The following is a 25878-nucleotide window of genomic DNA, read 5'->3' on the forward strand; positions in this document are numbered from 1 at the left end:
TGGCTACAGCGGCTCGCCGCTTAGCCGCTGGCAGATCATGTCGAGCTGGTCGAGCGTTGAGTAGGTCAAGGTCACGCTTCCGCCCTTTGCGCCGAAGGTGACCCGCACCCCCAGCCCGAGCAAATCGGCGAGCTGGCTCTCGAGCGCGGCAACGTCATGGTCTTGCCCGTCGGCGCCCTTGTGGACCGTGCGCCCGGTCGCGGGCTTGGCAGTGCGCGCGAGCCGCTCGGTCTCGCGCACCGACAGCCCCTTGCTGACGATTTCACCCGCCAGTGCTTCGACATTGGCGGCGCCGATCAGCGCGCGGGCATGCCCCATCGTGATCGCGCCCTCGACGACCCTGCTCTGGACGCTCGCCGGCAGGTCGAGCAGCCGCATCAGATTGGCGACATGGCTGCGCGACTTGTTGACGATCCGCGCCAGCGCATCCTGGGTATGCCCGAAATCGCTGATCAGCCGCGCATAAGCCTCGGCCTCTTCGATGGCGTTCAGATCCTGGCGCTGGATATTCTCCACCAGCGCGACTTCGAGCGTTTCGGCATCATCGAAATCGCGAATGATCACCGGTACTTCATGGAGCCGCGCGCGCTGTGCCGCGCGCCAGCGGCGCTCCCCGGCGACGATCTGGAACCCCTTGCCGTGCGGGCGTACGACGATCGGCTGGATCAGCCCACGCGATCCGATCGAATTGGCGAGTTCTTCGAGCGCTGCCTCGTCGAATCGCCGACGCGGCTGGTTGGGGTGCGGCGTCAGCGACCCGACCGGCAACATCCGCAAGCCGGGTCCGGGAGTCGATCCGGGGGCGATCGGTTCCTCGCGGGCGATATCACCCATCAGTGCGTTGAGCCCGCGCCCCAGCCCTGGCCGGGGCTTGCGCGGGGCAACGGGGGTCGGAGCGGTTGGTTCGGTCATGCAGCTCTGGCGCTTCTGGGGGCGGGTTGGGGGGCATGATCGGGCAACCGCGCGATCAACTCACGGGCAAGGGCGATATAGGCTTCCGATCCGGGACAGCGATGATCATAGATCAACGCGGGCAGGCCATGGCTCGGCGCTTCCGAAAGCCGCACGTTGCGTGGGATGACGGTATCGAACACCACCCGGCCGAGCACCGCGCGAACATCGTCGGAAACCTGTTCGGTCAGCCGGTTGCGGCGATCATACATCGTCAGCGCGACCCCGAGAATCGACAGCCCGGGATTGAAGCGCGTGCGGATTCGCTCGACGGTGTTGAGCAGCTGGCTCAGCCCTTCGAGCGCGAAGAACTCGCATTGCAACGGCACCAGGAGCGAATCGGCCGCGACCATGGCGTTCATCGTCAGCAGCCCAAGCGACGGCGGACAATCGATCAGCATCACGTCCCAATCGCCTTCGGCGCGACGAATTGCCTTGTCGAGCCGGTGGGTGCGCTCCTCGAACTCGACCAGCTCGATTTCGGCGCCCGACAGATCGACCGTCGCCGGGATGATGTCGAGCCGCGGCACCTTGGTCGGGATCGTCGCCTCGTCGAGCGTCGCGTCGCCGACCAGCAGATCATAGGAGGAGCGTGCGCGATCGGCGCGGCTGATGCCGAGCCCCGTCGAGGCATTGCCCTGCGGATCGAGATCGAGCAGCAAGACCTTCATGCCCGTCGCGGCCAGCGCGGTACCGAGATTGATCGCGGTCGTCGTCTTGCCGACGCCGCCCTTCTGATTGGCAATCGTGATGCAGTTCATCGTCGGGCCACACCCTTTGCGGTGATGATGAGCGATCCGGCTTCGGTAATGCTGTGTTCCACGTGAAACGAACCATGCCACGTCTGCGCCGCGGCTGCCACCTCTTCCCGCGCTGAAGGACCTTTTGGCAGCAGCCATAAAGTCTCGCGATGTGACAGATGCGCGGCGGCGGCGAGCAATTCGGGGAGCTGCGCCACCGCACGCGCCGAAATCACCGACGCGGTCATCGTCACCTGCTCGGCGCGTCGGGCGTGGACGACGACGCGCCGCGCCAGCCCGAGCGTTTTTGCGGCATCGGTGAGGAAATCGGCGCGCTTGCGGCGCGGCTCGATCAGCGTCACCGGGCGATCCGAGAGCAAGGCGATGATCATCCCGGGAAACCCCGCGCCGGTGCCGATATCGATCCAGTGGCCATCCTCGGGCGCCCCGGCGAGCGCAAGCAATTGCGCCGAATCGACGATATGGCGCCGCCAGATCTGGTCCATGCTCGCTGCCGATACGAGATTCTGACGCGTCGATTCGGCGACCAACAGATTGACAAAACGCTCGACCAAGGTTTCACGTGAAACGCCGAAACGCTCGACGATCCAGCTGCGCGCCTCCTCCTCGGTCATGCCCTCTTCGGTCATGCCGCGCGACGGCGGCTGTGGAGCAGGATTGCCGAGAGCGCCGCCGGGGTAATCCCCCTGATCCGCCCCGCCGCCGCCAATGTCGTCGGCCCGGCGCGAGTCAAACGCTCGATCATCTCGGTCGACAGCCCAGGGATGCGCGCATAATCGATCTCGGTCGGCAAGGGCAGCGCCTCGTCGCGGCGCAGCTGGGCGATCTCGATCGTCTGGCGCTCGAGATAGGGCGCATAGCGCGCATCCTCGGCGATCTCGGCGAGTAATGCCGCATCGACATCGTCGATCAGCTCGGGGGCGACAGCGCTCACCGCCACGCCCGGAAACCGCAACCAGTCACGCGCGGTCCGCCGCACACCGTCCTGAACGACACCCGCCGCCGCGAGCGCGCCCGCAGGCAGCACGCGCTCGAGCGCTTCATCCACCCGCGCCGATTCCTCGCGCCGCACCCGATAGCGCGCGAGTCTGGCCTCGCTGAGGCAGCCGGCCGCGTCGGCAAGCGCGCCCAGCCGCGTTTCGGCATTGTCCGCGCGGAGCCGCAACCGATATTCGGCGCGCGCGGTCAGCATGCGATAGGGCTCGGTAACGCCGTGGAGCACCAGATCGTCGATCATCACCCCGAGATAGCTCGACGCGCGATCGAGCAGCACCGGCGCGGTATCGAGCGCGTGCGCCGCCGCATTCAACCCCGCGATCAGTCCCTGCCCTGCGGCTTCCTCATAGCCGGTGGTGCCGTTGAGCTGGCCGGCACAGAAAAGTCCCGGCATCGCCCGCAGCGCCAAAGTCGGGCTCAGCGCGCGCGGATCGATGAAATCATATTCGACCGCATAGCCCGGCACGGCGATCTCGGCTCGTTCCAGCCCGGCGATCGATCGGATCATCGCCGCCTGGACGTCGATCGGCAATGAGGTCGAGATACCGTTTGGATAGACCAGAGGATCGCCCAGCCCTTCGGGCTCGAGAAAGATCTGGTGCCCGTCGCGGTCGCCGAACCGGCTGACCTTGTCCTCGATCGACGGGCAATAGCGCGGCCCCGGTCCGCCGATATCGCCCGAATGGAGCGGCGAGCGATCAAGGCCTTCGCGGATGATGTCGTGCGTCCGGGCATTGGTCCGGGTGATCGCACAGAACAGCTGCGGTAGCGCACGCGTGCGCGTCAATGGCGACATCGTCCAGCCGTCACCATCGGAAGGCTGCTCACCGAGCAGGGCCCAGTCGATCGTCCGGCCGTCGAGCCGTGGCGGCGTCCCGGTCTTGAGCCGGCCCATCGGTAAGGCAAGCGCGCGAAGCTGCTCGCCGAGCTTTGTCGCGGCGAATTCATCGATCCGGCCGCCCGCCATGCGCTCCTCGCCACGGAACAGGCGCCCACCCAGAAAGGTGCCCGTCGCCAGCACGATCGATCGCGCTCGCATTAAGCTGCCGTCACCGAGCACGACGCCGGCAACACGCTCACCCTCGACGACCAGCGCCGCCGCTTCGCCGGCAACGATCGTCAGCCCCGGCTGCGCCGTGAGCATCGTGCGGATCGCGCGGGCATAGAGCAGCCGGTCGGCTTGGACGCGGGGGCCCTGCACCGCCGTGCCCTTGCTTCGGTTGAGCATGCGATAATGGATGCCGGCGGCATCGGTCGCCCGCGCGATCAGGCCGTCAAAGGCATCGACCTCGCGCACCAGATGCCCCTTGCCGAGCCCGCCAATCGCGGGATTGCATGACATCGCGCCGATCTTGGCGGGGTCGAAACTGATCAACGCCGTCCGCGCGCCACGCCGCGCCGACGCCGCTGCGGCCTCGGTGCCGGCATGACCGCCGCCAACGACAATGACATCGAAGTTTCCCATGCCGGTTCGCTAGGGCCTTCAAACACCCAAGTCAAAACTGTTCCACGTGAAACGCTATTTCCCGATGCAGAAGCGGCTGAACAGCGCATCGAGCATATCCTCGACCTGAGCCGCACCGGTGATGCGGTCGAGTGCCCCCCGCGCCAGCCGCAACTGTTCCGCCACCACCAGCATATCCTCTTCTTCCACCGCGGCGCGGAGCGCCGCCGCACAATCGGCACAATGTCCCCGCTGGCGCGCGTTCAACGCAAGTTGGTCCTCGCGCGGCACCAGCGAAGTCGCCCGGTCGACGATCGCCGCCCAAAGCGCCGATATCCCCGCCCCGGTCACCGCCGACACCGCCAGCCGACCCGTGGCCCCCGATCGGTCGAGCCGATCGGCCTGCGCAGCGAGCCAGAGTACCGAACTGCCTGCCGCTGGCGGATCCTCGCCGAGCCAGAGGACAAGGTCGGCACCCGCCATCGCTTCCTTCGCGCGCGCGACCCCGATTGCCTCGATCGCATCATCAGTTCCCTCGGCGAGCCCCGCCGTATCGGTCAGGATGAACGCCATCCCGCCACGTACGACACTTTGCTCGATCCGGTCGCGCGTCGTCCCCGCGATCGGCGAGACGATTGCAGCCTCGCGCTCGACCAGCGCGTTGAGCAAGGTCGATTTGCCGCTATTGGGCGGCCCCGCGAGCACCACGCGTACGCCATCTCGCAGACGCTCGACCGGTGGCGCGCCGAGCATCCGCTCGATCTCCTCCTTCAGCTCGTGCAACGCGGCGCACACCGCTGCAATGTCGGGCGCGCCAACATCATCCTCATCGGCAAAGTCGAGTGCCGCTTCGATCGTCGCCGCCGCGGCGAGCACGCGCAGCCGCCAGCCTTCGACCGCGCGGCTGATCGCCCCCTCGGCGACCCTCAGCGCGGCGCGGCGCTGGCTTTCGGTCTCGGCGGCCAGCAAATCGCCCAGCCCCTCGGCTTCGGCAAGATCGATCCGCCCGGCGATCAACGCGCGGCGGGTGAATTCGCCCGCCACTGCCGGCCGCACACCGTCCATCGCTGCGAGCGCCTCCGCTACCGCCGCGACCACAGCGCGCCCGCCATGGAGATGCAATTCGACCATATCCTCACCGGTCACACTGTTCGGCCCGGGAAACACGATCACCAGCGCCCGATCGAGCAGTGACCCGCGCGCCGATCGCAGCGCGCGCACGGCAGCGCGGCGCGGCGGCGGCAAGGTGCCCGCAAGCCGTGTCGCGACGTCGATCGCCAGCGGCCCGCTGATCCGCATCACCGCGATCGCGGCGGGCGGCGGGCCGCTTGCCACCGCGAAGATCGTCGCCATCGCTCAGCTCTTGGGCTTGGTCGCGCCGTCGAACAATTGCCGCCAGAAAGTCATGCCCGCCTCCCCCATCGGCGCCCAGCTGCGCATCACCGCTTCGATCATTTCGGGCTTGACGGTGCCGTCCATCGATTCGAGCAGATTGCCGACATATTTTTCGTGCAGCGGTGTCAGGTCGGGGAGCCCCATGAACCGGCGCGCCTCTTCGGGCGTGCATTCGACTTCGACGTTGATTTTCATCGGACTGACTGACTCCGCTTGAGCGACGGCCTGCCGACGGGCATAGCCTCGCCATGTCTTTGCGCGATCACGCTCAAATCGCAACGCCGATCGGTGTCATCTCCGTGACAGTGGACGGGCCGGTCCTGACGGCGGTCAGGATTGGTGCCGGCTCGGTTTCACGTGGAACATCGGCGCTGCTCGCCGAGGCGCTTGACCAGCTCAACCAATATTTTGCCGGCGAGCGCCACGCTTTCGATTTGCCGCTTGCTCCAGCGGCGACGCCGCGCGGCGGGGCGCTGCGCGCCGGGATCACTGGCATCGGCTATGGCCAGACGGCAAGCTATGGCGACCTTGCCCGGATGTTCGCATCGAGCCCGCGCGCGATCGGCCAGGCCTGCGCGCGCAATCCCTTCCCGATCATCGTCCCCTGCCACCGCGTCCTCGCCGCCAACGGCGCGCTCGGTGCCTATTCCGCCGGCGAAGGCCCCGCCACCAAGACGTGGCTGATCGCGCATGAACGACACCACCTCGGAGACCGACAATGAGCCAGATGATCACGATCGACACGCTTGGCGATGATCGCCAATTCGCCGCTTATTGCGCCGCCCCCGAGGGCGCGCCGCGCGCGGCGATCATCGTCATTCAAGAGATTTTCGGCGTGAATGCCGGCATCCGCCGCAAATGCGACCGGCTCGCGGCGCAGGGCTATCTCGCGATCGCGCCCGATCTCTTCTGGCGGCTCGAACCCGGCATTACGCTCGATCCCGATGTCCCCGCCGAATTTCAGCGGGCGCTCGGGCTGATGGGCGACTTCGATCAGGATCTCGGGGTGCGCGACATCGAAGCGACGATCCGTGCGGCACGCACGCAGATCGGCGGCGGCAAGGTCGGGCTGGTCGGCTATTGCCTTGGCGGCCGGCTCGCCTTCATGGCCGCTACCCGCACCGACACCGATGCGAGCGTCGGCTATTACGGTGTCGGAATCGATGGCCTGCTCGGCGAAAAACACGCGATCGCCCATCCGGTGCTGCTCCACATCCCCCAGGACGATCACTTCGTCGATGCCGCCGCGCAGCAGCGGATGCATGACGGGCTCGACGAACACCCCAAGGTGACGCTGTTCGATTATCCCGGCGAGGATCACGGCTTCGCCACCGAGATGGGCGCGCGCCGGTCCGAAGCCGCTGCCACCCTCGCCGATCAGCGCACCGCCGATTTCTTCGCCCGCACGATTGGGTGACCGGGCGTGATGGTCGAGCGGTTGGCGCGCGCGAGGCGCGCCCGGCCCGAGCTCAGCCCAACGTGGCCAGCATCGGCGTCATATCGTGCCAGCCTTCGAAGATCATCCGCCCGGCGACATAGAGGATGACGACGAGGCCGATCCACGCGATCCAGCGATAGCGCTCGATATATTTGGCGATGACATTGGCGGCGATCCCCATCAGCGCGACGGAGAGCACCAGACCGATCACCATGATCCCGGGATGCTCCTTCGCGGCGCCTGCTACCGCGAGGACATTGTCGAGGCTCATCGAGACATCGGCGACCGCCACCGCCCAGGCCGCGCTTAGAAAGCTCTTGGCGGCAGGAATGCCGCTATCCTCACCATCGGTATCGATCGGCGACGCCCGCGGCCGGAGCTCGCGATACATTTTCCAGCTCACCCAGAGCAGCAACAAGCCGCCGCCGAACACCAGCCCATATTGCTTGAAGCGATCGAGCCCGTAGATGATCGCGACCGCAAACACGATCCGCAGCACCAGCGCTGCGGCGATTCCGACGCCGATCACCCGGCGCCGCTGATCGGCGGGCAACCCGGCTGCCAGCGCGCCGACGACGATCGCATTGTCTCCCGCCAGCGCAATATCGAGCAGCACCACCGTGCCGAACGCGATCAGCGCCGAGGGTGACCCGAAATTGGCGAAGTCCGCCAGGATCTGCTGCCAGAGCGATCCCATCGTCACCGTCTCGGCGGCCAGCAGGGCGGCAATCACATTTGCCTCCTATTGGTTCATCGAATCGAAGAAATCCTCGTTGGTCTTCGAATCCTTCATCTTGTCGAGCAGGAACTCCATCGCGTCGATCGTCCCCATCTGCATGAGGATCCGGCGCAGCACCCACATCTTCGACAGCTTGCCCTTGTCGACGAGCAGTTCTTCCTTGCGGGTGCCCGATTTGCCGACGTCCATCGCCGGGAAGATGCGCTTGTCCGAAACCTTGCGGTCGAGCACGATTTCGGAATTGCCGGTGCCCTTGAACTCCTCGAAGATCACTTCGTCCATCCGGCTGCCGGTGTCGATCAGCGCAGTGGCGATGATCGAGAGCGATCCGCCCTCCTCGATGTTGCGCGCGGCACCGAAGAAGCGCTTCGGGCGCTGCAGCGCATTGGCGTCGACGCCGCCGGTCAGCACCTTGCCCGACGACGGGACGACGGTGTTGTAGGCGCGCCCGAGCCGGGTGATCGAATCGAGCAGGATCACGACGTCCTTCTTGTGCTCGACGAGGCGCTTGGCCTTTTCAATCACCATTTCGGCGACTTGGACGTGGCGTTGCGCGGGCTCGTCGAACGTCGAGGAGATCACCTCTCCCTTCACCGATCGCTGCATGTCGGTCACTTCCTCGGGCCGCTCGTCGATCAGCAGCACGATCAGAAACACTTCGGGGTGATTGTCGGTGATCGCGCGCGCGATATTCTGGAGCAGCATCGTCTTGCCGACGCGCGGCGGCGCGACGATCAGCGCGCGCTGACCCTTGCCTTGCGGCGCGACGATATCGATAACGCGCGCCGACTTGTCCTTGACGGTCGGATCCTGGGGATCGAGCGTCAGTTTTTCATCCGGGTATAGGGGAGTCAGGTTGTCGAAATTGACGCGATGACGCACGACATCGGGATCGTCGAAATTGACCGAGGTCAGGCGGGTCAGCGCGAAATAGCGCTCGCCGTCCTTGGGACCGCGGATTTCGCCCTCGACGGTGTCACCCGTCCTCAACCCGAATTTGCGGACCTGGTTGGGCGAAATATAGATGTCGTCCGGTCCAGCGAGATAATTGGCTTCTGGACTGCGCAAGAAACCGAAACCGTCGGGCAAGACCTCGATCGTCCCGAGCCCCATGATCTGCTCGCCATTTTCAGCCTCGATCTTGAGGATGGCGAACATCAGATCCTGTTTGCGCAGCGTCGACGCACTTTCGATCCCCAGCGCTTCGGCCATTTCCACGAGCTCGGCGGGTTTTTTCTTCTTGAGGTCAGCGAGATGCATCTAAATCGATCCGAAAAAAGGAGTAAGTGCCTGAGGAAAGCGTCAGTCTGCGAGGAAGCTACGCGACGATGCTGATAGGAAGGCCGGCCCATGACATGAAACGGCCATGGTGGTCAGGGCAAATTAGGTCCGACGCCGCCCCAAGTCAAGCAATCCTCGGTCAAGCACCGGATCCCGACCGGACGGAAGTCAGAAGGGCTGGACGATCACCAGGATCACGATCAACGCCGCCGCAACGCCCGGCACCTCGTTGAGCAGACGCAATTGCCGCCCGCTCAGCCGGCGCTCGCCCTTCGCCAGCTTCTTCGAATAAGCGGCAGCCCAGCCATGATAGCCGCTGAGAAGCAGCACCAGCGCGATCTTGGCATGCAGCCAGCCCAGGCCAGGCGCGCCGCTGAACAGCCCGAGATTGGCCGCCAGCACGAGCCCCAGAACCCAGACGATCACCAACGACGGCGTCAGGATGATCGAACGCAGCTTGTGCTCGCGATCGATCCAGCGCTCGGCCTCGGGCGATCCCTGTTCGGCTTCCTGATGATAGACCAGGTAGCGCGGCAGCATGAACAGCCCCGCCATCCAGAAGATCACGAAGATCAGATGCGCGGCCTTCACCCATGGATAGGCAGCGCCAAGGAACCCGATCATGCGACCGATTCCCGAACCGGGGTCCGCACCCGCGCGAGCAGCCGATCGACATGGGCGATGGGGGTGTCCTGCAAAATGCCGTGGCCGAGGTTGAAGACATGGGGTCGATCGGGGAACGCCGCGAGCACGCGATCGACCGCGCGGTCGAGCGTTTCGCCACCCGTGACCAGCGCGAGCGGGTCGAGATTGCCTTGCACCGGCATCCCGGCGGGCAGCACCTGATCGGCCCAGACGGGATCGAGCGTCTCGTCGAGCCCCACCGCATCGACCCCCGTCTCGCGCGCATAGGCGACGAGCTTCGCCCCCGCGCCCTTGGGGAAACCGATCACCGGTGTATCGGGATAGCGCGCGTGCAGCGCCGTCGTGATCGCCGCATTCGGCGCGATCACCCAGCGCTCGAACTGTGCAGGCGACAAACTGCCCGACCAGCTGTCGAACAGCTGCACCGCCTCGACACCCGCCTCGATCTGCTTGCCGATATAGCCGATCGTCAACGCCGCGATGGCATCGATGATCTCGGCAAAGGCGGCAGGATCGCGATAGGCGTACCGCCGGGTCTCGGCCTGATCCTTGCTCCCATGCCCGGCGACCATATAGGTCGCAACCGTCCAGGGGCTGCCGGCAAAGCCGAGAAAGGTCGTCGCGGGGTTCAGCATTGCCGCCACCCGGCGCACCGTTTCGTAAACGGGCTCGAGCCGTTCCGGCGCTGCCTCGAGCGATCCGAGCGCGGCGTCGATCAACGGCGGCGCCAGCGCGGGACCCTCGCCTACGCCAAAGCTCAGCCGCTGGCCCATCGCCGAAGGGACCATCAAAATATCCGAGAACAAGATGGCACCGTCAAAGCCGAAACGACGCAGCGGCTGCACGGTCACTTCGGCGGCCGCCTCGCTGTCGTTGACCAGATCGAGAAAGCCCCCCTTGTCGGCCCGCAGCGCGCGATATTCGGGGAGATAGCGGCCCGCCTGGCGCATCAACCAGATCGGCGGGATGGGCTGTCGTGCCCCGCGAAGCACGGCGAGCAAGGGCTTTGTGTCGGTCAGCGTCGGTCTCCAACTATTCAAGAAAGGAATCTTTAAAAGGATGTTGTGGTGATGGCACTGCCAAAATCGGGGCTTATGCGGCAATCCCGTAATTGCCAACAACTTGACCCGCCCTGATCGGCGGACAGCCGCCGAGTCCAGCTTTGCTATCCCCCTTGTCCACAGTCTGTTGAGCGACGATCCCCCTGTCGATGGCTGTGTGGATGATTGGCGTGTTATCCCCAGTGCGAGCAGGTTTGGCAGAAACAGCGGGTTGCGCTAGCGCTTGTCGGCATGTTGTCCACAGATTCCTCCCGATGACCCAGCTGCACCTGCATTTGCTGTCGGATTCGACGGGCGAGACGCTCGAAAACATCGCCAAGGCCGCGCTTGCCCAATATGACGACGTCGAGACGATCCGACATTTCTGGCCGATGGTGCGGAGCGAAACCCATCTCGAGCGAATTCTCCAGGAGATTTCGCAGAATCCGGGCCTGGTGCTGTTCACACTGGTCAACTTGCAGACCCGTCGGACGCTCGAGACGCGGTGCCGCGCCCTGGGTCTTCCTGCGGTCGCGCCCCTCGATACCGTCACCGATGCGCTTTCCGGGATGCTCGGCCAGCAGGCCAAGGCGCGGCCGGGTCGCCAGCATATGCTCGATGCCGCCTATTTTGCCCGGGTCGATGCCATCCAGTTCACCATTGCCCATGACGATGGCATCGCCAGCGAAGATTGGGAAGAAGCCGACATCGTTCTCGCCGGGGTATCGCGCTCGTCGAAGACGCCGACCGCAATCTATCTCGCCAATCGCGGTTTCAAGACCGCCAATATTCCGATCGTGATCGAAGTGCCACCGCCCGAAGCGCTTTATTCGCTCAAGCACCCGCTTGTCGTGGGGCTGACCACCAGCGTCGACCGGCTCGTCCAGGTACGCCGCAATCGGCTGCTCTCGCTCAACCAGGCGCCGGAGACGAGTTATGTCGATCATGATGCGGTCACCCGCGAACTCACTTATGCGCGCCGCATGTTCGCTGACAATGGCTGGCCGGTGATCGACGTCACCCGGCGCTCGATCGAGGAAACCGCCGCCGCGGTGATCGCCTTGGTCAATGATCGCCGGGCCGGGGGATGACCCTCATCCTCGCCTCGCACAGCGCCTCGCGCCAGGCGATGCTGGCGGCGGCGGGCGTGCCGTTCCAGGCGGTGCCGAGCCATGCCGACGAGGCAGCGATGAAGGCAGCGTTGCAGGCCGAAGGCGCGTCCGGCCGGACCCTTGCCGATGCTCTGGCCGAGCTCAAGGCGCTCCGGGTCGCCGCGCGCCATCCCGACGCGCTCGTGCTCGGCAGCGATTCGCTGCTGGTGCGTGATGATGGCGTGCTCCTCGACAAACCCGTCGATCGGGACGATGCCGCCGCACAGCTCCGCGCGCTCTCGGGCAAGCGGCATCAACTGGTCAGCGCGGCAGTGATCGTTGAAGCCGGGCGTCCGGTCTGGCGCTTCGTCGATAGCGCCCGGCTGACGGTACGGTCGCTGAGCGACAACTTCATCGACACCTATCTCGACGCCGAGTGGCCGGCAATTGCCGATTGCGTCGGGTGCTTCAGGATCGAAGGGCTCGGGGTTCAGTTGTTCGATCGTGTCGACGGCAGCCATTTCACCATCCTTGGCATGCCGCTGCTGCCCGTGCTCGATTATCTGCGACTGCGAGAGAAAATCTTGTCATGACCATGCCCTTTGCCGAAGTGATCGGTGATCCGATCGCCCAGTCTAAGTCACCGGTGATCCATCGATTCTGGATGGAGTCGCTCGGGATCGAAGCCGACTATCGCCGACGTCATGTCCTGCCGGCGGATCTGGGTGATTATATTCGCGCCGCGGCTGGCGATCCCGGCTGGCGAGGCTGCAACGTCACGCTGCCCCACAAGATCGCCGTGATGCCATTCGTCACCGATCCCGGCGACGTCGAAAGCAGCATCGGGGCGATGAACACGATCCTGCGCCAGCCCGATGGCCAGTTGATCGGCACCAACACCGACGCTGCCGGCTTTGCCGCGCCGCTCGCGGCAATCGATCTGACCGGGGTGCCCGTCGCGGTGATCGGTGCCGGCGGCGCCGCGCGCGCCGTTCTGTTCGCGCTCTCGAAGCTCGGCGTCGGCCCGGTCACGCTCTACAATCGAACCCCGCTCAAGGCGGCGGCGCTGCTCGCGCACTTCGGCCTCAAGGGCGACGTCAAGCCGATCGGCGCCCCGCTCCCGCCGGTGGCGCTCCTCGTCAACGCCAGTGCGCTCGGCATGGCCGGTCAGCCGCCGCTCGCGGTCGATCTGGCGCCGCTGCCCGAGGGCGCGCTAGTCTATGACATCGTCTATGCCCCGCTCGAAACGCCGTTGCTCGCACAGGCGCATGAGCAGGGTCTCGAGACGATCGACGGTCTCGAAATGCTGATCGGCCAGGCCGCGTTGGCCTTCGAGCTATTCTTCGGAATCGCCCCGCCGCGCGACCGCGACGAGGCGTTGCGCGCCCTGTTGACGGTATGATCAAACTGGGGATCACCGGGTCGATCGGGATGGGCAAATCGACCGTCGCGGCCATGTTTGCCGATGAAGGCGTGCCGGTGTTCGATGCCGACGCCGTCGTCCATCAAGTGCAAGGGCCTGGCGGCGCCCTGCTGCCCGCCATCGAATCGGCCTTCCCGGGCACGACCGGAATAGCGGGAGTCGACAGGGCGAAGCTCGGCGCTGCAGTGTTTCATGATGATGCGGCGATGAAGCGGCTTGAGGCGATCGTTCACCCTGTCGTGGCAGCCGCGCGCACGCGTTTTCTGGCCGATCATGGTGATCGGCCGCTGGTGGTGTTCGACGTGCCATTGCTGTTCGAAACCGGGGGGGACGCGCATGTCGACCGAATTGCGGTGGTCTCGGCGGCGCCTGCCGTGCAGCGCGCGCGCGTCCTCGAACGCCCTGCGCAGCATGTCGAAAAATTCGAGGCGATCCTCGCGAGGCAGCTCCCCGATACCGACAAGCGCGCGCGCGCCGATTTCGTCATCCCGACCGACGTGCCGATCGAACAGACGCGGGCGGCAGTGCGCGCGGTCATCGCTTGCCTGTTGGCCCAGACAGGTGAATAACGTCCCGAATGCGTGAAATCGTCTTCGATACCGAAACGACCGGTCTCAGTTTTTCCAATGGCGATCGTCTGGTCGAAATCGGCTGCGTCGAACTCGTCAACCGGGTCGAAACCGGGCGCACCTTCCATGCCTATGTCCACCCCGAGCGGCCGATGGCGCCCGAGGCGCAGGCGATCCACGGACTGAGCGACGCTTTTCTCGCCGATAAGCCGCTCTTTTCGGCGCTGTGTGACGATTTGCTCGATTTCCTCGGCGACTCGCCTTTGGTGGCGCACAATGCCAGTTTCGATTTCGGCTTTCTCAACGGCGAGCTCAAACGATCGGGCCGGTCGCCGCTGGCGATGCACCGGATGGTCGACACCGTCGCGCTCGCGCGCACCCGTCATCCCGGCGCCAAGCATTCGCTCGATGCGCTGTGCAGCCGCTATGGCATCGATCGCAGCCACCGTGTTCTCCACGGCGCGCTGCTCGATGCGCAACTGCTTGCCCAGGTCTATGTCGAGCTCACCGGTGGTCGCCAGATCGGCCTTGGTCTCGTCAGCGAGCAGGTGGTGACCACGGTTCAAACGAGCGTGACCGTTACGGCGGTTGCCAGACCGCCGCGATCGTTCGCCCCACGGCCCGACGAACTGGCGCGGCACGCGCTGTTCATGGCGAGCGTAACCAATCCGCTCTGGGGCGTTGTTGCCCCGGAGTGATGCGAGACTGGGCCGCTAGGTGCTGCAGCCCTTTTGTTGGAGAAAGACTATGGAAATTCGGCTCTCCGGCCATCAGGTCGATACAGGCGACGCGATGCGGCAGCATGTCAGAGACCGGCTCCAGGGCATCGCCGACAAATATTTCGCCCGCGCGATCAGCGCGCACGTGACGCTTGGCAAGGGGCCGCACGACAATGGCTTCACCTGCGATATCGTCGCGCATGTGATGCAGGGGCTGGTGCTCAAGGGCAGCAACAGCGCGATGGAAGCCCATGTCTCGTTCGACGGCGCCGCCGACAAGATCGAAAAGCAGCTCCGCCGCTACATGCGCCGGCTCAAGGATCGCCATGCGACGACCGCGAACGGCATCGAGGCCGCCGCTGCCGACATCGCGGCGGACAATGCCGGCTATACCGTTTTCTCCGAGGCGCCCGAAGAAGTCGAAGCGGTCGATTTTCCGGCGATCGTTGCCGAAACCCGCGTCGACGTCCCCGATGCAACCGTCTCGGATGCGGTGATGATGCTCGATCTGCGCAACACCAACGCGCTGCTTTTCCGCAACAACGGCACCGGCGCCTATAATATGGTCTATCGGCGGGGCGACGGTACGATCGGATGGGTCGAGCCAAACCGCGCCGCCTGACGCTTCCGTCGACGGCCGTTCGGCGGTATGCGCTCTGCTTCGCACGACGAGGCAAGATCGGCTCGATCAGTCGCGCGTGAAGGACGATAATGACCGATTTCAGTGATTTGCTCCTGCCGCAGACGGTACTTCAAAACGTCACGGCCGGCAGCAAAAAGGCCTTGCTGGGGCAGCTGGCAAGCGTTGCCGGCGACGTCTACGGCCTCGATGCCAAGATGGTCGCCGCCGTGCTTGGCGCGCGCGAGCGGATTGGGTCGACCGGCTTCGGCGCGGGAATCGCCATTCCGCACGGCAAGATTGCCGGAATCGATCAGGTCGTCGGCGTGTTTGCGCGAGTCGCACAGCCGATCGATTATCAGGCGATCGACGATCTCCCGGTCGATCTGGTCTTCATGATGCTCTCTCCGCCCGATTCGGGGGTGCATCATCTGAAGGCGCTGGCGCGGGTATCGCGTCGCATGCGCGATGCAGGCTTCGTTGCCAAGCTGCGCGGGACGGGATCGCCCGATGCACTCTATGCGCTCTGGACCAGCGACGAAGAGCGCGATGCCGCCTGATGCCGCGGGGGCGCCCGAAGGCGCCGACGCGCATTATCGGGCGCTCGAATCGCTTTACGCGGCCGCGCCGATCAACCAACTGTTCGAATCGAGCCTCACCATATCCAGGCGCGGCGAGGCGCGAATAAGCTTCGCGCTCGACCGCCGCTTCTTCCACGCCGCCGGTGCCGCGCACGGCACGAGCTATTTCAAGATGCTCGACGATGCCGCCTTTTATGCCGCCAACAGCCTCGTCACCGATCGATTCCTGCTGACGACCGCGTTCAACCTGTTGCTGACCCGCCCGCTCGGCGAAGGGCCCGTCGTTGCCGAAGGGCGCTGGATCAGCGGCCAGCGGCGCGTCTTGATCGCCGAGGCGCGGCTGATCGACGCCGACGGCGAAGAAGTTGCCCGCGGCACCGGCACGTTCATGCGATCGCGGATCGCGCTGGCGAGCCTGCCCGGCTATCGATCGGTTGACCGCTGATGTCCGATCGGTTGCCCAGCCAAATTCTGGTCGGCGCCCTGCTACGCCGGGTCAACGATGCCGGGGGGATTGGCGCGGTGCTGGCCAAGGGCGATCCCCAGGCGGGCGCGATCCTCGTGGTAACATGTGAAAAGGGCCGGAATTTCAAAGTCGTAGAGCGCGGCTTGACGGCAACGGGAGAGACTGGTCTGGTCACCGCCGGACCCGGAATGTCGCAGAATTCTGCGGATATCGACGCCTATTGGCGGCAGCGGCGCGCGCGCGATCCCGATTTGTGGGTCGTCGAGGTGGATATCGCAGCCGCAGAACGCTTCGCCGCTGAAACGATTATCGCGGGTTGACTATATTGCGGCGCACCATCAAAGGCCGCGCCTCGATTAAAGCGTTGTGCCGATCAGTGTGCGATACTGGCGGTGACGCAGTCGGGGGGTAGGCCCGGAACGATGCCGCAAGGCGATCGTCTGCCGCGCTCCCACCGCATTTTCAGCAGTATCAATGTCGAATATGTTTCGTGCCGCAACGATCACCGCGATTTGTTGCGTGCTCAGTTTTTCCACCGGAAGCACCGCCGGCCTGGCGATCGCTCCCGACAAGACCTTTCTGTCGGCCTCGCTTGGCGCCCTCGATCTGATCAACGTACCAACCACGCCGATCGTTCCCGTCGCCCCCAAGACCGATGCGCCGTCACCGCCGGTCTCCACCGACGACGAGTCGAACGACGACCCCCATCCTGCTTTCGCCTCGCTGTCCGAGGCGGTTGCCGCCCAGGAACGGCCGGCAACGATCGATCCCGAACTCGGCTGCATGGCTGGCGCGATCTACTACGAGGCCAAGGGCGAACCGCTCGCCGGCCAGCTCGCCGTCGCCCAGGTCATTCTGAACCGCACGACCTCGGGCCGGTTCCCGAGCTCGATCTGCTCGGTGGTGCTCCAGCGCGGTCAGTTTTCGTTCGTCAGAGGCGGAAGGATGCCCAAGGTCAGCTCGACCAATGCCGCCTATCGTACCGCGCTGGCGATCGCCCAGATCGCGATTGACGGGGCGTGGGATGGCCCTGCCCAGGCTGCGCTCTATTTCCACGCCAAGCGCGTGTCGCCCAATTGGGGACGCGCGCGCGTCGCCACCATCGGCCGGCACATCTTCTATCGCTGAGTCGATTGTCGCCCTGGCCGGGCCCTCGGGCGCCCGGCCATCGGGTGATGCGCGGCCGTTGCACCCTGCCGTGCAAGGTATAGCGTTGCGCCATGATCCCGATCACCGATCCCGATCCCGAGGCCGATCATGGCCCTTCCGAGGCGACGCGCCTGCTCCGCGCGACCGACGTTGCGCGGGGGGTGACGCGCCTGCTGCTTCGGCACGATCTGGTGGCGATGGCCGAAGTGCCGCTCGACAATGGGCGCCGGGCCGATTTGATGGCCATCGATTCGCGCGGGGGCATCGTCATCGTCGAGATCAAGGTCAGTCGGGCCGATCTGCTCGGGGACGCAAAATGGCCCGATTATCTGGCGCATGCCGATCGGTTCTTCTGGGCCGTTCCCGATGGGTTCGACCTCGCGCCGTTCGACCACGCCGCCCTGCTCCCCGATCGGACCGGGCTGATCATCGCCGATCGTTATGACGCTTCGGTGATCCGCGAGGCGCCGGTCTTCGCGCTTGCCGCCCCCGCGCGCAAACGCAACACGCTCGCCTTTGCGCGCCGCGCCGCGCGCCGGCTGATCCTGTCGATCGATCCCGATGCCGAAGCGATATAGGCGGCGTCAGCCGCGCGGGCGGGTCCACAAAGCCGGGTCGCGCGGAGCAGGCCGGTAGAGTCGCCGTCGTGCCGCTGCCTGGCCGCGTGCGGTCGCCATGAAAGCGATCTTCTGCCATGTCGAGGTGGTCACCCGGTGATCCCAGGCGTGCTCGCCCCGCGCCGCGACCTGGCGCCCGATCGCGCCGTAAATCGCCGCTGCCGCCAGGATCGCCCAGGCAGAACGGAAATCGAGCGCGGGGGTGCCGTAACGCGCGCTGTCCTCAAAAGCCGCCGCGCGATCGGCCAGTCGCTGCGACAGCACCGTAAGACGGGTGCGGAAGGGCGGTTTCATGTGCTGGCCCGGCGGGATGTCCATCTCGACCAGCCAGTCGATCGGCAGATAACAGCGCCCGACCCGATCGTCCTCCTCGATATCGCGCGCGATATTGGCAAGTTGGAAGGCCATGCCAAGGTCGCAGGCCCGGTCGAGCGTGACTTCGTCGTCGCGATCGACACCCATCACGATCGCCATCATGCAGCCGACGACGCCGGCGACATGATAGCAATAGCGCATCAGGTCATTCTCGCTGCGCGGTCGCCAGTCATCGGCGTCGAGCGCGAATCCCGCGATATGATCGCGGACGAACTGGTGCGGCAGGCGCGTTTCGGCGGCGACGAAGCGCAGCGCGTCGAAGGCGGGGTCGCCGACCCATTGGCCGGCCAGCGCCGCTTCGGTGCGCGCGGTCAGCAGCGCCAATCGGGCCTGGGGATCGGCAACGATGGTCATCCCGTGCCCATGGTCCTGCCCGTCGGCAAGATCGTCACAGGCGCGGCACCACGCATAGAGCAGCCAGGCGCGTTCGCGCGTTTCCGGCGCGAACAGGCGGCTCGCGGCAGCGAAGCTTTTCGAGCCGCGCGCGATCGATTCATGCGCGGTCGCGACGATCGCGGCGCGGGAAGGGCGGGCGGGGCTGCTCGACATTCGTCAGCTCAAACAGAACTCCGTTCGTGCCGAGCGGAGTCGGGACGCCTTAGCGCAGCGCTTGGGGCATGTCCCACGACTTCGCCCGAGACGAACGGCGGGTGGCGGACAGATCACAGGTCCCGGCTGCCGATCTGCGAGATCGTCGTCGCGGGCACATGCGTCGCCATCTTCGCGAGCAGGCCGTCGAGCGTGGCGTCGACGATCATCAGCCCGCGATGCTGCGGGCGGATGAACCCGACTTCCGCCATCTTGGCGGCAAAGGTGACCAGGCCGTCATAGAATCCAGCGACGTTGAGCAGGCCGACCGGCTTGGCGTGATAGCCGAGCTGCGCCCAGCTGAGCGCTTCCCACAGCTCGTCCATCGTGCCGGTGCCGCCGGGAAGCGTGACGAAGCCGTCGGAAAGATCGGTAAACGCCTGTTTGCGCTCGTGCATCGTCCGGCAGACGTGGAGTTCGGTCAGCCCGCGATGCGCCACTTCGGCATCGACCAGCGCCTGCGGGATGATGCCGGTCACTTCGCCGCCGGCGGCGAGCGCGCTGTCGGCGATCGCCCCCATCAGCCCGAGCCGGCCGCCGCCATAGACGACGCCGATGCCGCGCTCGGCAAGCGACCGCCCGACATGCCGGGCCGACTCGATGTACACCGGATCGGTTGGCGTGGCAGAGCCGCAATAGATGGCGAGACGATTCATCATGCCCCCGCTACTGGTGCCGGGTGCGCTTGTCGATTGCTAGCGTGCCTCTTCGAGCATCAACCGCGCGGTCGCCTTGGCGCTGCCGACGACGCCCGGAATGCCGGCGCCGGGATGAGTGCCCGCCCCGACGAAATAGAGGTTCGGGATATTGTCGTCGCGGTTGTGGACGCGGAAGAACGCCGATTGCAGCAGGATCGGCTCGAGGCTGAACGCACTGCCCAGATGGGCGTTGAGATCGGCGGTGAAATCGCTCGGCGCGTAGTGGAATTTGGTGACGATCCGATCGTGGATATCGGGGATCAACCGCTTGCCGACCTCGTCGAGCACGCGCTTTTCGAGGATCGGGCCGACTTCCTTCCAGTCGACCGGGAACTTGCCCTGATGCGGTACCGGGCACAGCACGTAAAAGGTCGAATGCCCCTCGGGCGCCATCGATGGATCGGTGACGGTCGGATGATGGAGATAAAGCGAGAAATCCTCGGCCAGCACGCCGTGATCATAGATGTCGGCGAGGAGACCCTTATAGCGCGGCCCGAACAGGATCATGTGGTGCGGGATGCCGGGCCAGGTGCCCTTGACGCCGAAATGGACGACGAACAGCGACGGCGAATAGCGCTTGCGTGCCAACCGCGCCTTGGTTCGTTGCGCGCTGCGCGAGGTCTTGAGCAGATCCCGGTAGCTGTGCATGACGTCGGCGTTGCTGGCTACCGCATCGGCGGCCTGCGACCAGCCGCTTTCGGTGGTGACGCCGGTGGCGAGATCACCGAGCGTATCGATGCTCGCGACCGGATCGCCGAGCCGCAGCACGCCGCCAAGTCGCTCGAACTGGGTGACCATCGCCGCAATCAGCTTGTTGGTGCCGCCCATCGCGAACCAGACGCCGCCGTCCTTCTCGAGCTTGTGGATCAGCGCATAGATGCTGCTCGTCGTCATCGGATTGCCGCCGACGAGCAGGGTGTGGAACGACAGCGCCTCGCGCAGCTTGGGGCTCTTCACGAAGCTCGAGACGATCGAATAGACGCTCCGCCACGCCTGGTATTTCATCAGGCTGGGCGCCGCCTTGATCATCGAGGCGAAATCGAGAAAGGCAGCATGGCCGAGCTTCAGATAGCCTTCCTTGTAGACCCCGGCCGAATAGTCGAGGAAACGGCGATAGCCGTCGACATCCTCGGGATCGAGCTTGGCGATCTCGGCGGCGAGCGCGGGTTCGTCGTTCGAATAATCGAAATTGGTGCCATCGGGCCAGTTGAGCCGGTAAAAGGGCATCACCGGCGCCAGCGTCACGTCATCGGCCATGTCACGGCCCGACAGCGCCCAGAGTTCCTTGAGGCAATCGGGATCGGTGATCACGGTGGGACCGGCATCGAACACGAAGCCGTCCTTTTCCCAGACATAGGCGCGCCCGCCCGGCTTGTCGCGCGCTTCGACGATGGTCGTCTGGACCCCGGCGGATTGCAGCCGGATGGCGAGCGCAAGGCCGCCGAAGCCAGCCCCGATGACGATGGCGGATTTCATGCCGGCTTGCTCCTGAGTGCCCTGATGGCATTGGTGATGGTCACCGGGGGTTTCCCGGTGAGAATCCGCGCCTGATCGAACATGGTGGTCTGTCCCGCATAGAAGCGCCCGATCAGCGCAGGGTTGAGCCGATAGAACCGCTCGAGAATGCGATATCGTTCATCGGGCTCACCCGCGCGATACAGCATTTTGTCCAGCATGCGATAGAAGCCGCGGCGCTGCCAGGTCTTCCTGGCAAAGCCGTGGGTCAATTCGTGCAGCGCCTCGCCCGAAAGATCGCTGGTCCTCGCGATCAGCGCGGCGGTGCGCACCGCATCGGGCAGCGAATAGCCGGTCGTCGGGTGAAACAGCCCGGCCCGCATCCCGGCCTTGGCGACGCGGTTGCCGCCCGAGCGCCAATATTGCTCGAAATCGCCCCCCAGCGCGACCGGGAGCGCGCCGCTTTCCTCGCGGATCACATGGTCGGTATGCCATCCCTTGGCGGCGGCATAGGCATCGACCCGCTGGGTCAGCGCGGCCCGATCGATCGTCGGCGTGTCGCTGTAATAAGTGTCCTCGACGAACATCCGCGTCGCCGCAAAGGGCAAACTATAGACGAATCGATAGCCATCGATCTGCTCGACGGTCGCATCCATCACGATCGGGCGGGCGAGATCGTGCGGCTCGCTCAGCGCATATTCGCGCCCGACGAATTTCTGCCAGCCGAGGTCGAGCTTGCCGAGATCCCCCGCGCCGCGGGCGTCGATCACACCCTTGGCCTCGATCCGGTCACCATCGGCGAGCACCACCGCCTTGGCCGAGGCGCCGAGCACCTTGCATCCGGTCATGATTGCGGTGTCGGGCAGCGTCGCGCGCACCAGCGCGTCGAGCCGTTCGGATTCGATCGAATAATAGCTCGCTTTGAGCATCCGGGCGTGCGCCGGGAAGGCGATGTCATACGAGGTCCAGCCATAGCTGATCAGCGGCGCGATCAGCCAGCGATCGGCCTCGGCGACGTCGCTCGCAAAGAACGACCAGAGATGATTGCCGCCGATCGACGCCGATCCCTCGATGATCCGGATATCAAGATCGGGCCGCGTCTTGTGGAGCGCGAGCGCGATCAGCCCGCCGGCGAGCCCCCCGCCGACGATCGCCAGGTCGCAGCGCAGATCGTTCCTCATACGCAAACCTCGCCACCCGACGCGCCCCGGCACCAGCCCGCCGCCCGTCCATGCCGCGGCAACGCATTCCCGACTTCGATCCCAAGGAAAAGCAACTATCGTCCCATCGGCATACCGCACGCTGCGCGGCAGGATCGCATCCCTCAATCCTGTTCCCGATACCGCCGGACAGGTCCCCGGCGGCACCGCTGATGTCCTGCACGATCCGGTTGGCGAACGCTACCCCGAACACGGTTTCGCGGATGCCATGCGGGCAGCGATGCGCCATTTTAAGGTGCATCGTCTGCGCGATCGGGCTAGCGCGTCACTTTCGGTGGCCGTTCAGGGGTTGATGACGCGATGGCGGGGGGTCTGGTAGCCTTGCTCGACGATATCGCCGCGCTGACCAAGCTGGCGGCGGCGTCGCTCGACGATGTCGCGAGCGCGACGGCTGGCGCAGGCAGCAAGGCGGCGGGCGTGGTGATCGACGATGCCGCCGTCACGCCGCGCTATGTCGTCGGCCTGACGCCCGATCGTGAATTGCCGATCATCGCCAAGATCGCGCTGGGGTCCCTCAAGAACAAGCTCGTCATCCTGCTGCCGGCCGCGCTGTTGCTCAGCGCCATCGCCCCCTGGGCGATCACGCCGCTGCTGATGCTCGGCGGCAGCTATTTGTGTTTCGAGGCCGCCGAGAAGATCCATGAAGCGCTGGGTGGCGGTCATCATGCCGAGCGCGCGACGGTGATCACCGATCCGCGCGTGCTGGAAGAGCGGCAGGTCAGCGGCGCGATCCGCACCGATCTCATCCTCTCGGCCGAGATCATGGCGATCGCGCTGGGCGAATTGCCCGCGCAAACGCTGGTGATGCAGGGCATCGTTCTCGCCCTGGTCGGCCTGGGGATCACGGTGGGCGTCTACGGGGTCGTCGCGCTGCTCGTGAAGATGGACGATATCGGGCTCCATCTCGCGCGCCGCCGCCATGTCACGCTCCAGGCGATCGGCCGCGGGTTGGTCAAGGCAATGCCGCTGGTGTTGCAGGCGCTGTCGACGATCGGCACGGCCGCGATGATATGGGTGGGCGGCGGGATCATTCTGCACGGCGGCGAAGCGCTCGGTCTGGCAGCACCGGCCGAATGGCTCCACCATCTCGCCGAAACGGCCGGGGCGGCGGTGCCGCTCGCCGGCGGCCTCGTTGGCTGGCTTGTCTATGCGCTTGGGGCGGCGGTCGTCGGCTTGCTGCTCGGCGCGGTGTTGGTGGCCGGCATCGGGCTTGCCACGAAACGGCGCGGCGCGGCATGATCCGCACGGTGCGCCGCAGCTGCCCGTTTCGTTGCGGCACCAGATCGGCTAGGCGGTCGCCATGGTAACGATGCCCGTGATATTCGCGCTGCTCTATGCGGCCATGGCCATGACGATCATCGTCGGCGGCCGCTATCTGATCGTCAGCGGGGCATTCGCGGCGCTGACGAGTTGGCGTTTCCCCGGCCTCTATGCCGGACTCGATCGCCAGATCAGGCGCGAGATCGGGTGGAGCCTGGCCAGCGCCGGGATTTACGGCCTGCCGACCGGGATCGTCGCCTGGGGCTGGCAAAATCGCGGCTGGACGCAAATCTACACCCCGATCGATGCGATGCCGCTCTGGTATCTGCCGGTCTCGATCCTGCTCTATCTGGCCGCCCACGATACCTGGTTCTACTGGACGCACCGGTGGATGCATCGCCCCGGCCCGTTCAAGCTCGCTCATGCCGTCCATCACGCCAGCCGACCGCCAACTGCCTGGGCTGCCATGGCATTTCATCCCATCGAGGCGCTCACCGGGGCGGTCGTGATCCCGTTCCTTGTATTTTTTATCCCCATCCATGTCGCCGCGCTCGGAATAGTATTGGCGGTCATGACCGTAATGGGTGTAACGAATCACATGGGGTGGGAGGTTTTTCCGTCGTTCATGTGGCGGGGCCCACTGGGCCGCTGGTTGATCACTGCGAGTCATCATCAGCGGCATCACGCCGAATACAGGTGCAATTATGGGCTATACTTTCGCTTCTGGGATCATGTCTGCGGCACCGATCGCGGGCTCGGCCGATTCGTCGATCGGTCCGGGTCAGCGATTCGCGCGTCGGCTGGGGGCAGCGCTGATGGTGGTCGCGTCGCTGCCGGGGGCAACCCAGACCGGCTCGCTTGACATCGGCATCGACAAGGTGCGGTCGACCAAGGGCGTGCTGCGCATCTGCCTGACCGCCGACCCAAAGAATTTTCCCGGCTGCATCGACGATGCCCGCGCCGTCACGCGAACGGTGCCCGCCAGCGACCGCAACGTCCGCATCGATGGACTGCCCTATGGCGGCTATGCGATCGCGATCATCCATGACGAGAACAACAATGCCAAGCTCGACACTTTTCTCGGTGTGCCGCGCGAGGGGTTCGGCTTTTCGCGCAATCCGGTGATCAGGTTCGGCCCTCCGAACTTCACCGCCGCCGAATTCGACGTGGGCGCCACCCCCGATCGGCAGCTCGTCAAGATGCGCTATCTTCTCTAGCGCACGCGCGCACGCGGATATTATGGGGCAGATCGGCGTTCAGCATCCGACGACATCGAGGTTGGAGAGATACGTGGCCCCCTTTAAAACTGTTTCCCTGGCGGTAATGCTTGGTTGTGGCGGCGCGATGCCCGCGCTGGCGCAGGACGCATCGTCGGGCTCGACCCAGTCGGCCCCCAAGCTGCAGGTCGATACCGCCGATCTCAACCGCGATACGCTCACGGTCGGCGGCGGGATCGGCTATGTGCCGAGTTATGAAGGCTCCGACGATTATGTCATCGTGCCGGCCGCGGCCATTCGCGGGCGCGTCAACGGATTCAATTTTTCGACGCGCGGACTCGAAGCATCGGTCGACCTGATCCGCGGCGCGTCGAAATGGGATTTTCAGGCAGGGCCGGCGGTTTCGCTGACCGTCAATCGCACCGGCAGGATCGTCGATCCCCGGGTGCGCGCGCTGGGCAAGCGCAAGGTCGCCTTTCAGGTCGGCGGCTTTGTCGGCATCAGCAAGACCGGCATCATCACCAGCCCCTATGATTCGCTCGGGGTGCGTGTCGAATATGCGCGTGACGTGACCAATGTGCATGAAAGCTATCTGATCAGCCCGTCGATCACCTATGCGACGCCGCTCAGCCGCCGCGCCTATGTCGCGATATCGGGGACGGCGTCGATCGTCGGCGACGGCTATGCCCGCACCTATTTCGCCGTCGATCCGGCGGGCAGCGCGGCGAGCGGCCTGCCCGTCTTCGCCAATCCGAAGGGCGGCGTGAAGAGCTATGGCGGCGTCGTCCTGGTCAATTACGCCCTGACCGGCGATCTGCTCCACGGGCTCGGCCTGTTCGCGACCGGATCGTACAACAAGCTGCAAGGCGATTTCGCGCGGTCTCCGCTGACCAGCGTCGCGGGATCATCGAACCAATGGTACGGGGCGGTCGGCCTCGGCTATACATTTTGATTGCCGGCGCCTAGATTGTCGCCATTCCCCGGGGGGACGCTGACGGGTGCCATCGAATCGCCGATTTGATGGATATCCGCCACGGCGTCTGAGAGGCGATCACGAGATCGCGACCCGCCGAACCTGATCCGGCTGACACCGGCGGAGGGAGGGAGCGGTTTTCTGACCCGAAACCCGTCCTCGCTCCGA

At 65.4% G+C, this 25878-nt stretch carries 31 protein-coding genes and 1 riboswitch; of the genes, 17 read left to right on the forward strand and 14 right to left on the reverse strand.

The features are described 5' to 3' along the window. Positions 1-3 precede the first annotated feature (3 nt). From B7Y43_RS00540 to B7Y43_RS00565, 6 genes are read right to left on the reverse strand one after another with little or no spacing between them, the layout of a single operon-like run. Entirely contained in the window at positions 4-912 is a 909-nt protein-coding gene (locus tag B7Y43_RS00540) for a ParB/RepB/Spo0J family partition protein (protein ID WP_374129658.1), read from the reverse strand. Beyond that, complete coding sequence (locus B7Y43_RS00545) at positions 909-1712, reverse strand: ParA family protein (RefSeq protein WP_374129659.1); 804 nt, start codon at positions 1710-1712, stop codon at positions 909-911. The genes B7Y43_RS00540 and B7Y43_RS00545 overlap by 4 nt, the downstream gene beginning before the upstream one ends. After that, complete coding sequence (gene rsmG, locus B7Y43_RS00550) at positions 1709-2341, reverse strand: 16S rRNA (guanine(527)-N(7))-methyltransferase RsmG (protein WP_374129660.1); 633 nt, start codon at positions 2339-2341, stop codon at positions 1709-1711. Before rsmG ends, B7Y43_RS00545 begins: the two co-directional genes overlap by 4 nt. Beyond that, the gene (gene mnmG, locus B7Y43_RS00555; protein ID WP_374129661.1) at positions 2338-4173 is read right to left on the reverse strand and encodes a tRNA uridine-5-carboxymethylaminomethyl(34) synthesis enzyme MnmG; all 1836 of its coding nucleotides are present in this window, start codon (positions 4171-4173) and stop codon (positions 2338-2340) included. Before mnmG ends, rsmG begins: the two co-directional genes overlap by 4 nt. A 54-nt stretch (positions 4174-4227) precedes the next feature. Further along, a complete protein-coding gene (mnmE, locus tag B7Y43_RS00560) occupies positions 4228-5505 on the reverse strand; it encodes a tRNA uridine-5-carboxymethylaminomethyl(34) synthesis GTPase MnmE (protein WP_374129662.1) in 1278 nt (425 codons plus the stop codon). A 3-nt stretch (positions 5506-5508) separates the two neighbouring features. After that, entirely contained in the window at positions 5509-5742 is a 234-nt protein-coding gene (locus B7Y43_RS00565; protein ID WP_374129663.1) for a DUF6489 family protein, read from the reverse strand. Positions 5743-5795: 53 nt separating this feature from the next. On the opposite strand from B7Y43_RS00565, the gene B7Y43_RS00570 reads away from it, so the two are divergent. Together B7Y43_RS00570 and B7Y43_RS00575 are read left to right on the forward strand one after the other, a co-directional pair. Beyond that, positions 5796-6269: a methylated-DNA--[protein]-cysteine S-methyltransferase gene (locus tag B7Y43_RS00570; RefSeq protein ID WP_374129664.1), complete on the forward strand. Its 474-nt coding sequence runs from the start codon at positions 5796-5798 to the stop codon at positions 6267-6269. Next, the gene (locus B7Y43_RS00575) at positions 6266-6964 is read left to right on the forward strand and encodes a dienelactone hydrolase family protein (RefSeq protein WP_374129665.1); all 699 of its coding nucleotides are present in this window, start codon (positions 6266-6268) and stop codon (positions 6962-6964) included. The genes B7Y43_RS00570 and B7Y43_RS00575 overlap by 4 nt, the downstream gene beginning before the upstream one ends. 52 nt (positions 6965-7016) lie before the next feature. On the opposite strand, the gene B7Y43_RS00580 is transcribed toward B7Y43_RS00575, so the two are convergent. The 4 genes from B7Y43_RS00580 to hemE all read right to left on the reverse strand — a co-directional run bounded on the left by B7Y43_RS00580 (position 7017) and on the right by hemE (position 10690). Beyond that, a complete protein-coding gene (locus tag B7Y43_RS00580) occupies positions 7017-7682 on the reverse strand; it encodes a YjbE family putative metal transport protein (RefSeq protein WP_374129792.1) in 666 nt (221 codons plus the stop codon). A gap of 45 nt (positions 7683-7727) precedes the next feature. After that, positions 7728-8984 carry a transcription termination factor Rho gene (gene rho / locus B7Y43_RS00585; RefSeq protein ID WP_374129666.1) on the reverse strand — a complete coding sequence of 419 codons (1257 nt, stop codon included), beginning with the start codon at positions 8982-8984 and terminating at the stop codon, positions 7728-7730. Between the two features lie 189 nt (positions 8985-9173). Continuing rightward, on the reverse strand, positions 9174-9629 hold the full coding sequence (locus B7Y43_RS00590) for a CopD family protein (RefSeq protein WP_374129667.1): 456 nt from the start codon (positions 9627-9629) through the stop codon (positions 9174-9176). Further along, entirely contained in the window at positions 9626-10690 is a 1065-nt protein-coding gene (gene hemE / locus B7Y43_RS00595) for a uroporphyrinogen decarboxylase (protein WP_374129668.1), read from the reverse strand. Before hemE ends, B7Y43_RS00590 begins: the two co-directional genes overlap by 4 nt. A 275-nt stretch (positions 10691-10965) precedes the next feature. Here hemE and B7Y43_RS00600 point away from each other — a divergent pair, with 275 nt between their 5' ends. From B7Y43_RS00600 to B7Y43_RS00650, 11 genes are all read left to right on the forward strand, one after another. After that, positions 10966-11781: a pyruvate, water dikinase regulatory protein gene (locus tag B7Y43_RS00600; RefSeq protein ID WP_374129669.1), complete on the forward strand. Its 816-nt coding sequence runs from the start codon at positions 10966-10968 to the stop codon at positions 11779-11781. Next, on the forward strand, positions 11778-12374 hold the full coding sequence (locus B7Y43_RS00605) for a nucleoside triphosphate pyrophosphatase (protein WP_374129670.1): 597 nt from the start codon (positions 11778-11780) through the stop codon (positions 12372-12374). The genes B7Y43_RS00600 and B7Y43_RS00605 overlap by 4 nt, the downstream gene beginning before the upstream one ends. Positions 12375-12376: 2 nt before the next feature. Further along, positions 12377-13183 (forward strand): shikimate dehydrogenase, encoded by an 807-nt coding sequence (gene aroE, locus B7Y43_RS00610; protein WP_374129793.1) that lies wholly within the window; start codon positions 12377-12379, stop codon positions 13181-13183. Continuing rightward, positions 13180-13773 (forward strand): dephospho-CoA kinase, encoded by a 594-nt coding sequence (gene coaE / locus B7Y43_RS00615; RefSeq protein WP_374129671.1) that lies wholly within the window; start codon positions 13180-13182, stop codon positions 13771-13773. The genes aroE and coaE overlap by 4 nt, the downstream gene beginning before the upstream one ends. Before the next feature lie 8 nt (positions 13774-13781). Continuing rightward, positions 13782-14471, forward strand: a complete 690-nt coding sequence (gene dnaQ / locus B7Y43_RS00620; protein ID WP_374129672.1) for a DNA polymerase III subunit epsilon — start codon at positions 13782-13784, stop codon at positions 14469-14471. A 49-nt stretch (positions 14472-14520) separates the two neighbouring features. Further along, the gene (hpf, locus tag B7Y43_RS00625; protein WP_374129673.1) at positions 14521-15114 is read left to right on the forward strand and encodes an HPF/RaiA family ribosome-associated protein; all 594 of its coding nucleotides are present in this window, start codon (positions 14521-14523) and stop codon (positions 15112-15114) included. An 89-nt stretch (positions 15115-15203) separates the two neighbouring features. Then, positions 15204-15671: a PTS sugar transporter subunit IIA gene (locus B7Y43_RS00630; RefSeq protein WP_374129674.1), complete on the forward strand. Its 468-nt coding sequence runs from the start codon at positions 15204-15206 to the stop codon at positions 15669-15671. Further along, positions 15661-16137, forward strand: a complete 477-nt coding sequence (locus B7Y43_RS00635) for a PaaI family thioesterase (protein WP_374129675.1) — start codon at positions 15661-15663, stop codon at positions 16135-16137. Before B7Y43_RS00630 ends, B7Y43_RS00635 begins: the two co-directional genes overlap by 11 nt. Further along, complete coding sequence (locus B7Y43_RS00640; RefSeq protein ID WP_374129676.1) at positions 16137-16478, forward strand: DUF1491 family protein; 342 nt, start codon at positions 16137-16139, stop codon at positions 16476-16478. The genes B7Y43_RS00635 and B7Y43_RS00640 overlap by 1 nt, the downstream gene beginning before the upstream one ends. 154 nt (positions 16479-16632) lie before the next feature. Then, positions 16633-17286, forward strand: coding sequence for a cell wall hydrolase (locus B7Y43_RS00645; RefSeq protein ID WP_374129677.1), 654 nt, complete (start codon positions 16633-16635; stop codon positions 17284-17286). Positions 17287-17378: 92 nt separating this feature from the next. After that, entirely contained in the window at positions 17379-17885 is a 507-nt protein-coding gene (locus B7Y43_RS00650) for an MmcB family DNA repair protein (protein WP_374129678.1), read from the forward strand. Positions 17886-17891: 6 nt separating this feature from the next. Here B7Y43_RS00650 and B7Y43_RS00655 read toward each other — a convergent pair whose 3' ends face one another. The 4 genes from B7Y43_RS00655 to crtY all read right to left on the reverse strand — a co-directional run bounded on the left by B7Y43_RS00655 (position 17892) and on the right by crtY (position 22221). Next, positions 17892-18848: a phytoene/squalene synthase family protein gene (locus B7Y43_RS00655; protein WP_374129679.1), complete on the reverse strand. Its 957-nt coding sequence runs from the start codon at positions 18846-18848 to the stop codon at positions 17892-17894. Positions 18849-18961: 113 nt separating this feature from the next. Then, the gene (locus B7Y43_RS00660) at positions 18962-19543 is read right to left on the reverse strand and encodes an LOG family protein (RefSeq protein ID WP_374129794.1); all 582 of its coding nucleotides are present in this window, start codon (positions 19541-19543) and stop codon (positions 18962-18964) included. Between the two features lie 39 nt (positions 19544-19582). Beyond that, a complete protein-coding gene (locus tag B7Y43_RS00665) occupies positions 19583-21061 on the reverse strand; it encodes a phytoene desaturase (protein WP_374129680.1) in 1479 nt (492 codons plus the stop codon). Further along, positions 21058-22221 (reverse strand): lycopene beta-cyclase CrtY, encoded by a 1164-nt coding sequence (gene crtY / locus B7Y43_RS00670; RefSeq protein ID WP_374129681.1) that lies wholly within the window; start codon positions 22219-22221, stop codon positions 21058-21060. The genes B7Y43_RS00665 and crtY overlap by 4 nt, the downstream gene beginning before the upstream one ends. Before the next feature lie 339 nt (positions 22222-22560). Here crtY and B7Y43_RS00675 point away from each other — a divergent pair, with 339 nt between their 5' ends. The 4 genes from B7Y43_RS00675 to B7Y43_RS00690 all read left to right on the forward strand — a co-directional run bounded on the left by B7Y43_RS00675 (position 22561) and on the right by B7Y43_RS00690 (position 25689). Then, positions 22561-23499 carry a DUF808 domain-containing protein gene (locus B7Y43_RS00675; RefSeq protein WP_374129682.1) on the forward strand — a complete coding sequence of 313 codons (939 nt, stop codon included), beginning with the start codon at positions 22561-22563 and terminating at the stop codon, positions 23497-23499. 70 nt (positions 23500-23569) lie between these two features. Continuing rightward, on the forward strand, positions 23570-24382 hold the full coding sequence (locus tag B7Y43_RS00680; RefSeq protein WP_374129795.1) for a sterol desaturase family protein: 813 nt from the start codon (positions 23570-23572) through the stop codon (positions 24380-24382). Then, complete coding sequence (locus B7Y43_RS00685; RefSeq protein ID WP_374129683.1) at positions 24336-24737, forward strand: DUF2141 domain-containing protein; 402 nt, start codon at positions 24336-24338, stop codon at positions 24735-24737. Before B7Y43_RS00680 ends, B7Y43_RS00685 begins: the two co-directional genes overlap by 47 nt. A gap of 73 nt (positions 24738-24810) precedes the next feature. Continuing rightward, on the forward strand, positions 24811-25689 hold the full coding sequence (locus B7Y43_RS00690) for a MipA/OmpV family protein (protein WP_374129684.1): 879 nt from the start codon (positions 24811-24813) through the stop codon (positions 25687-25689). A 19-nt stretch (positions 25690-25708) separates the two neighbouring features. Beyond that, a riboswitch (TPP riboswitch) is annotated at positions 25709-25856 on the forward strand. Positions 25857-25878 lie beyond the last annotated feature (22 nt).

Source organism: Sphingomonas sp. 28-62-20, from assembly GCF_002281505.1.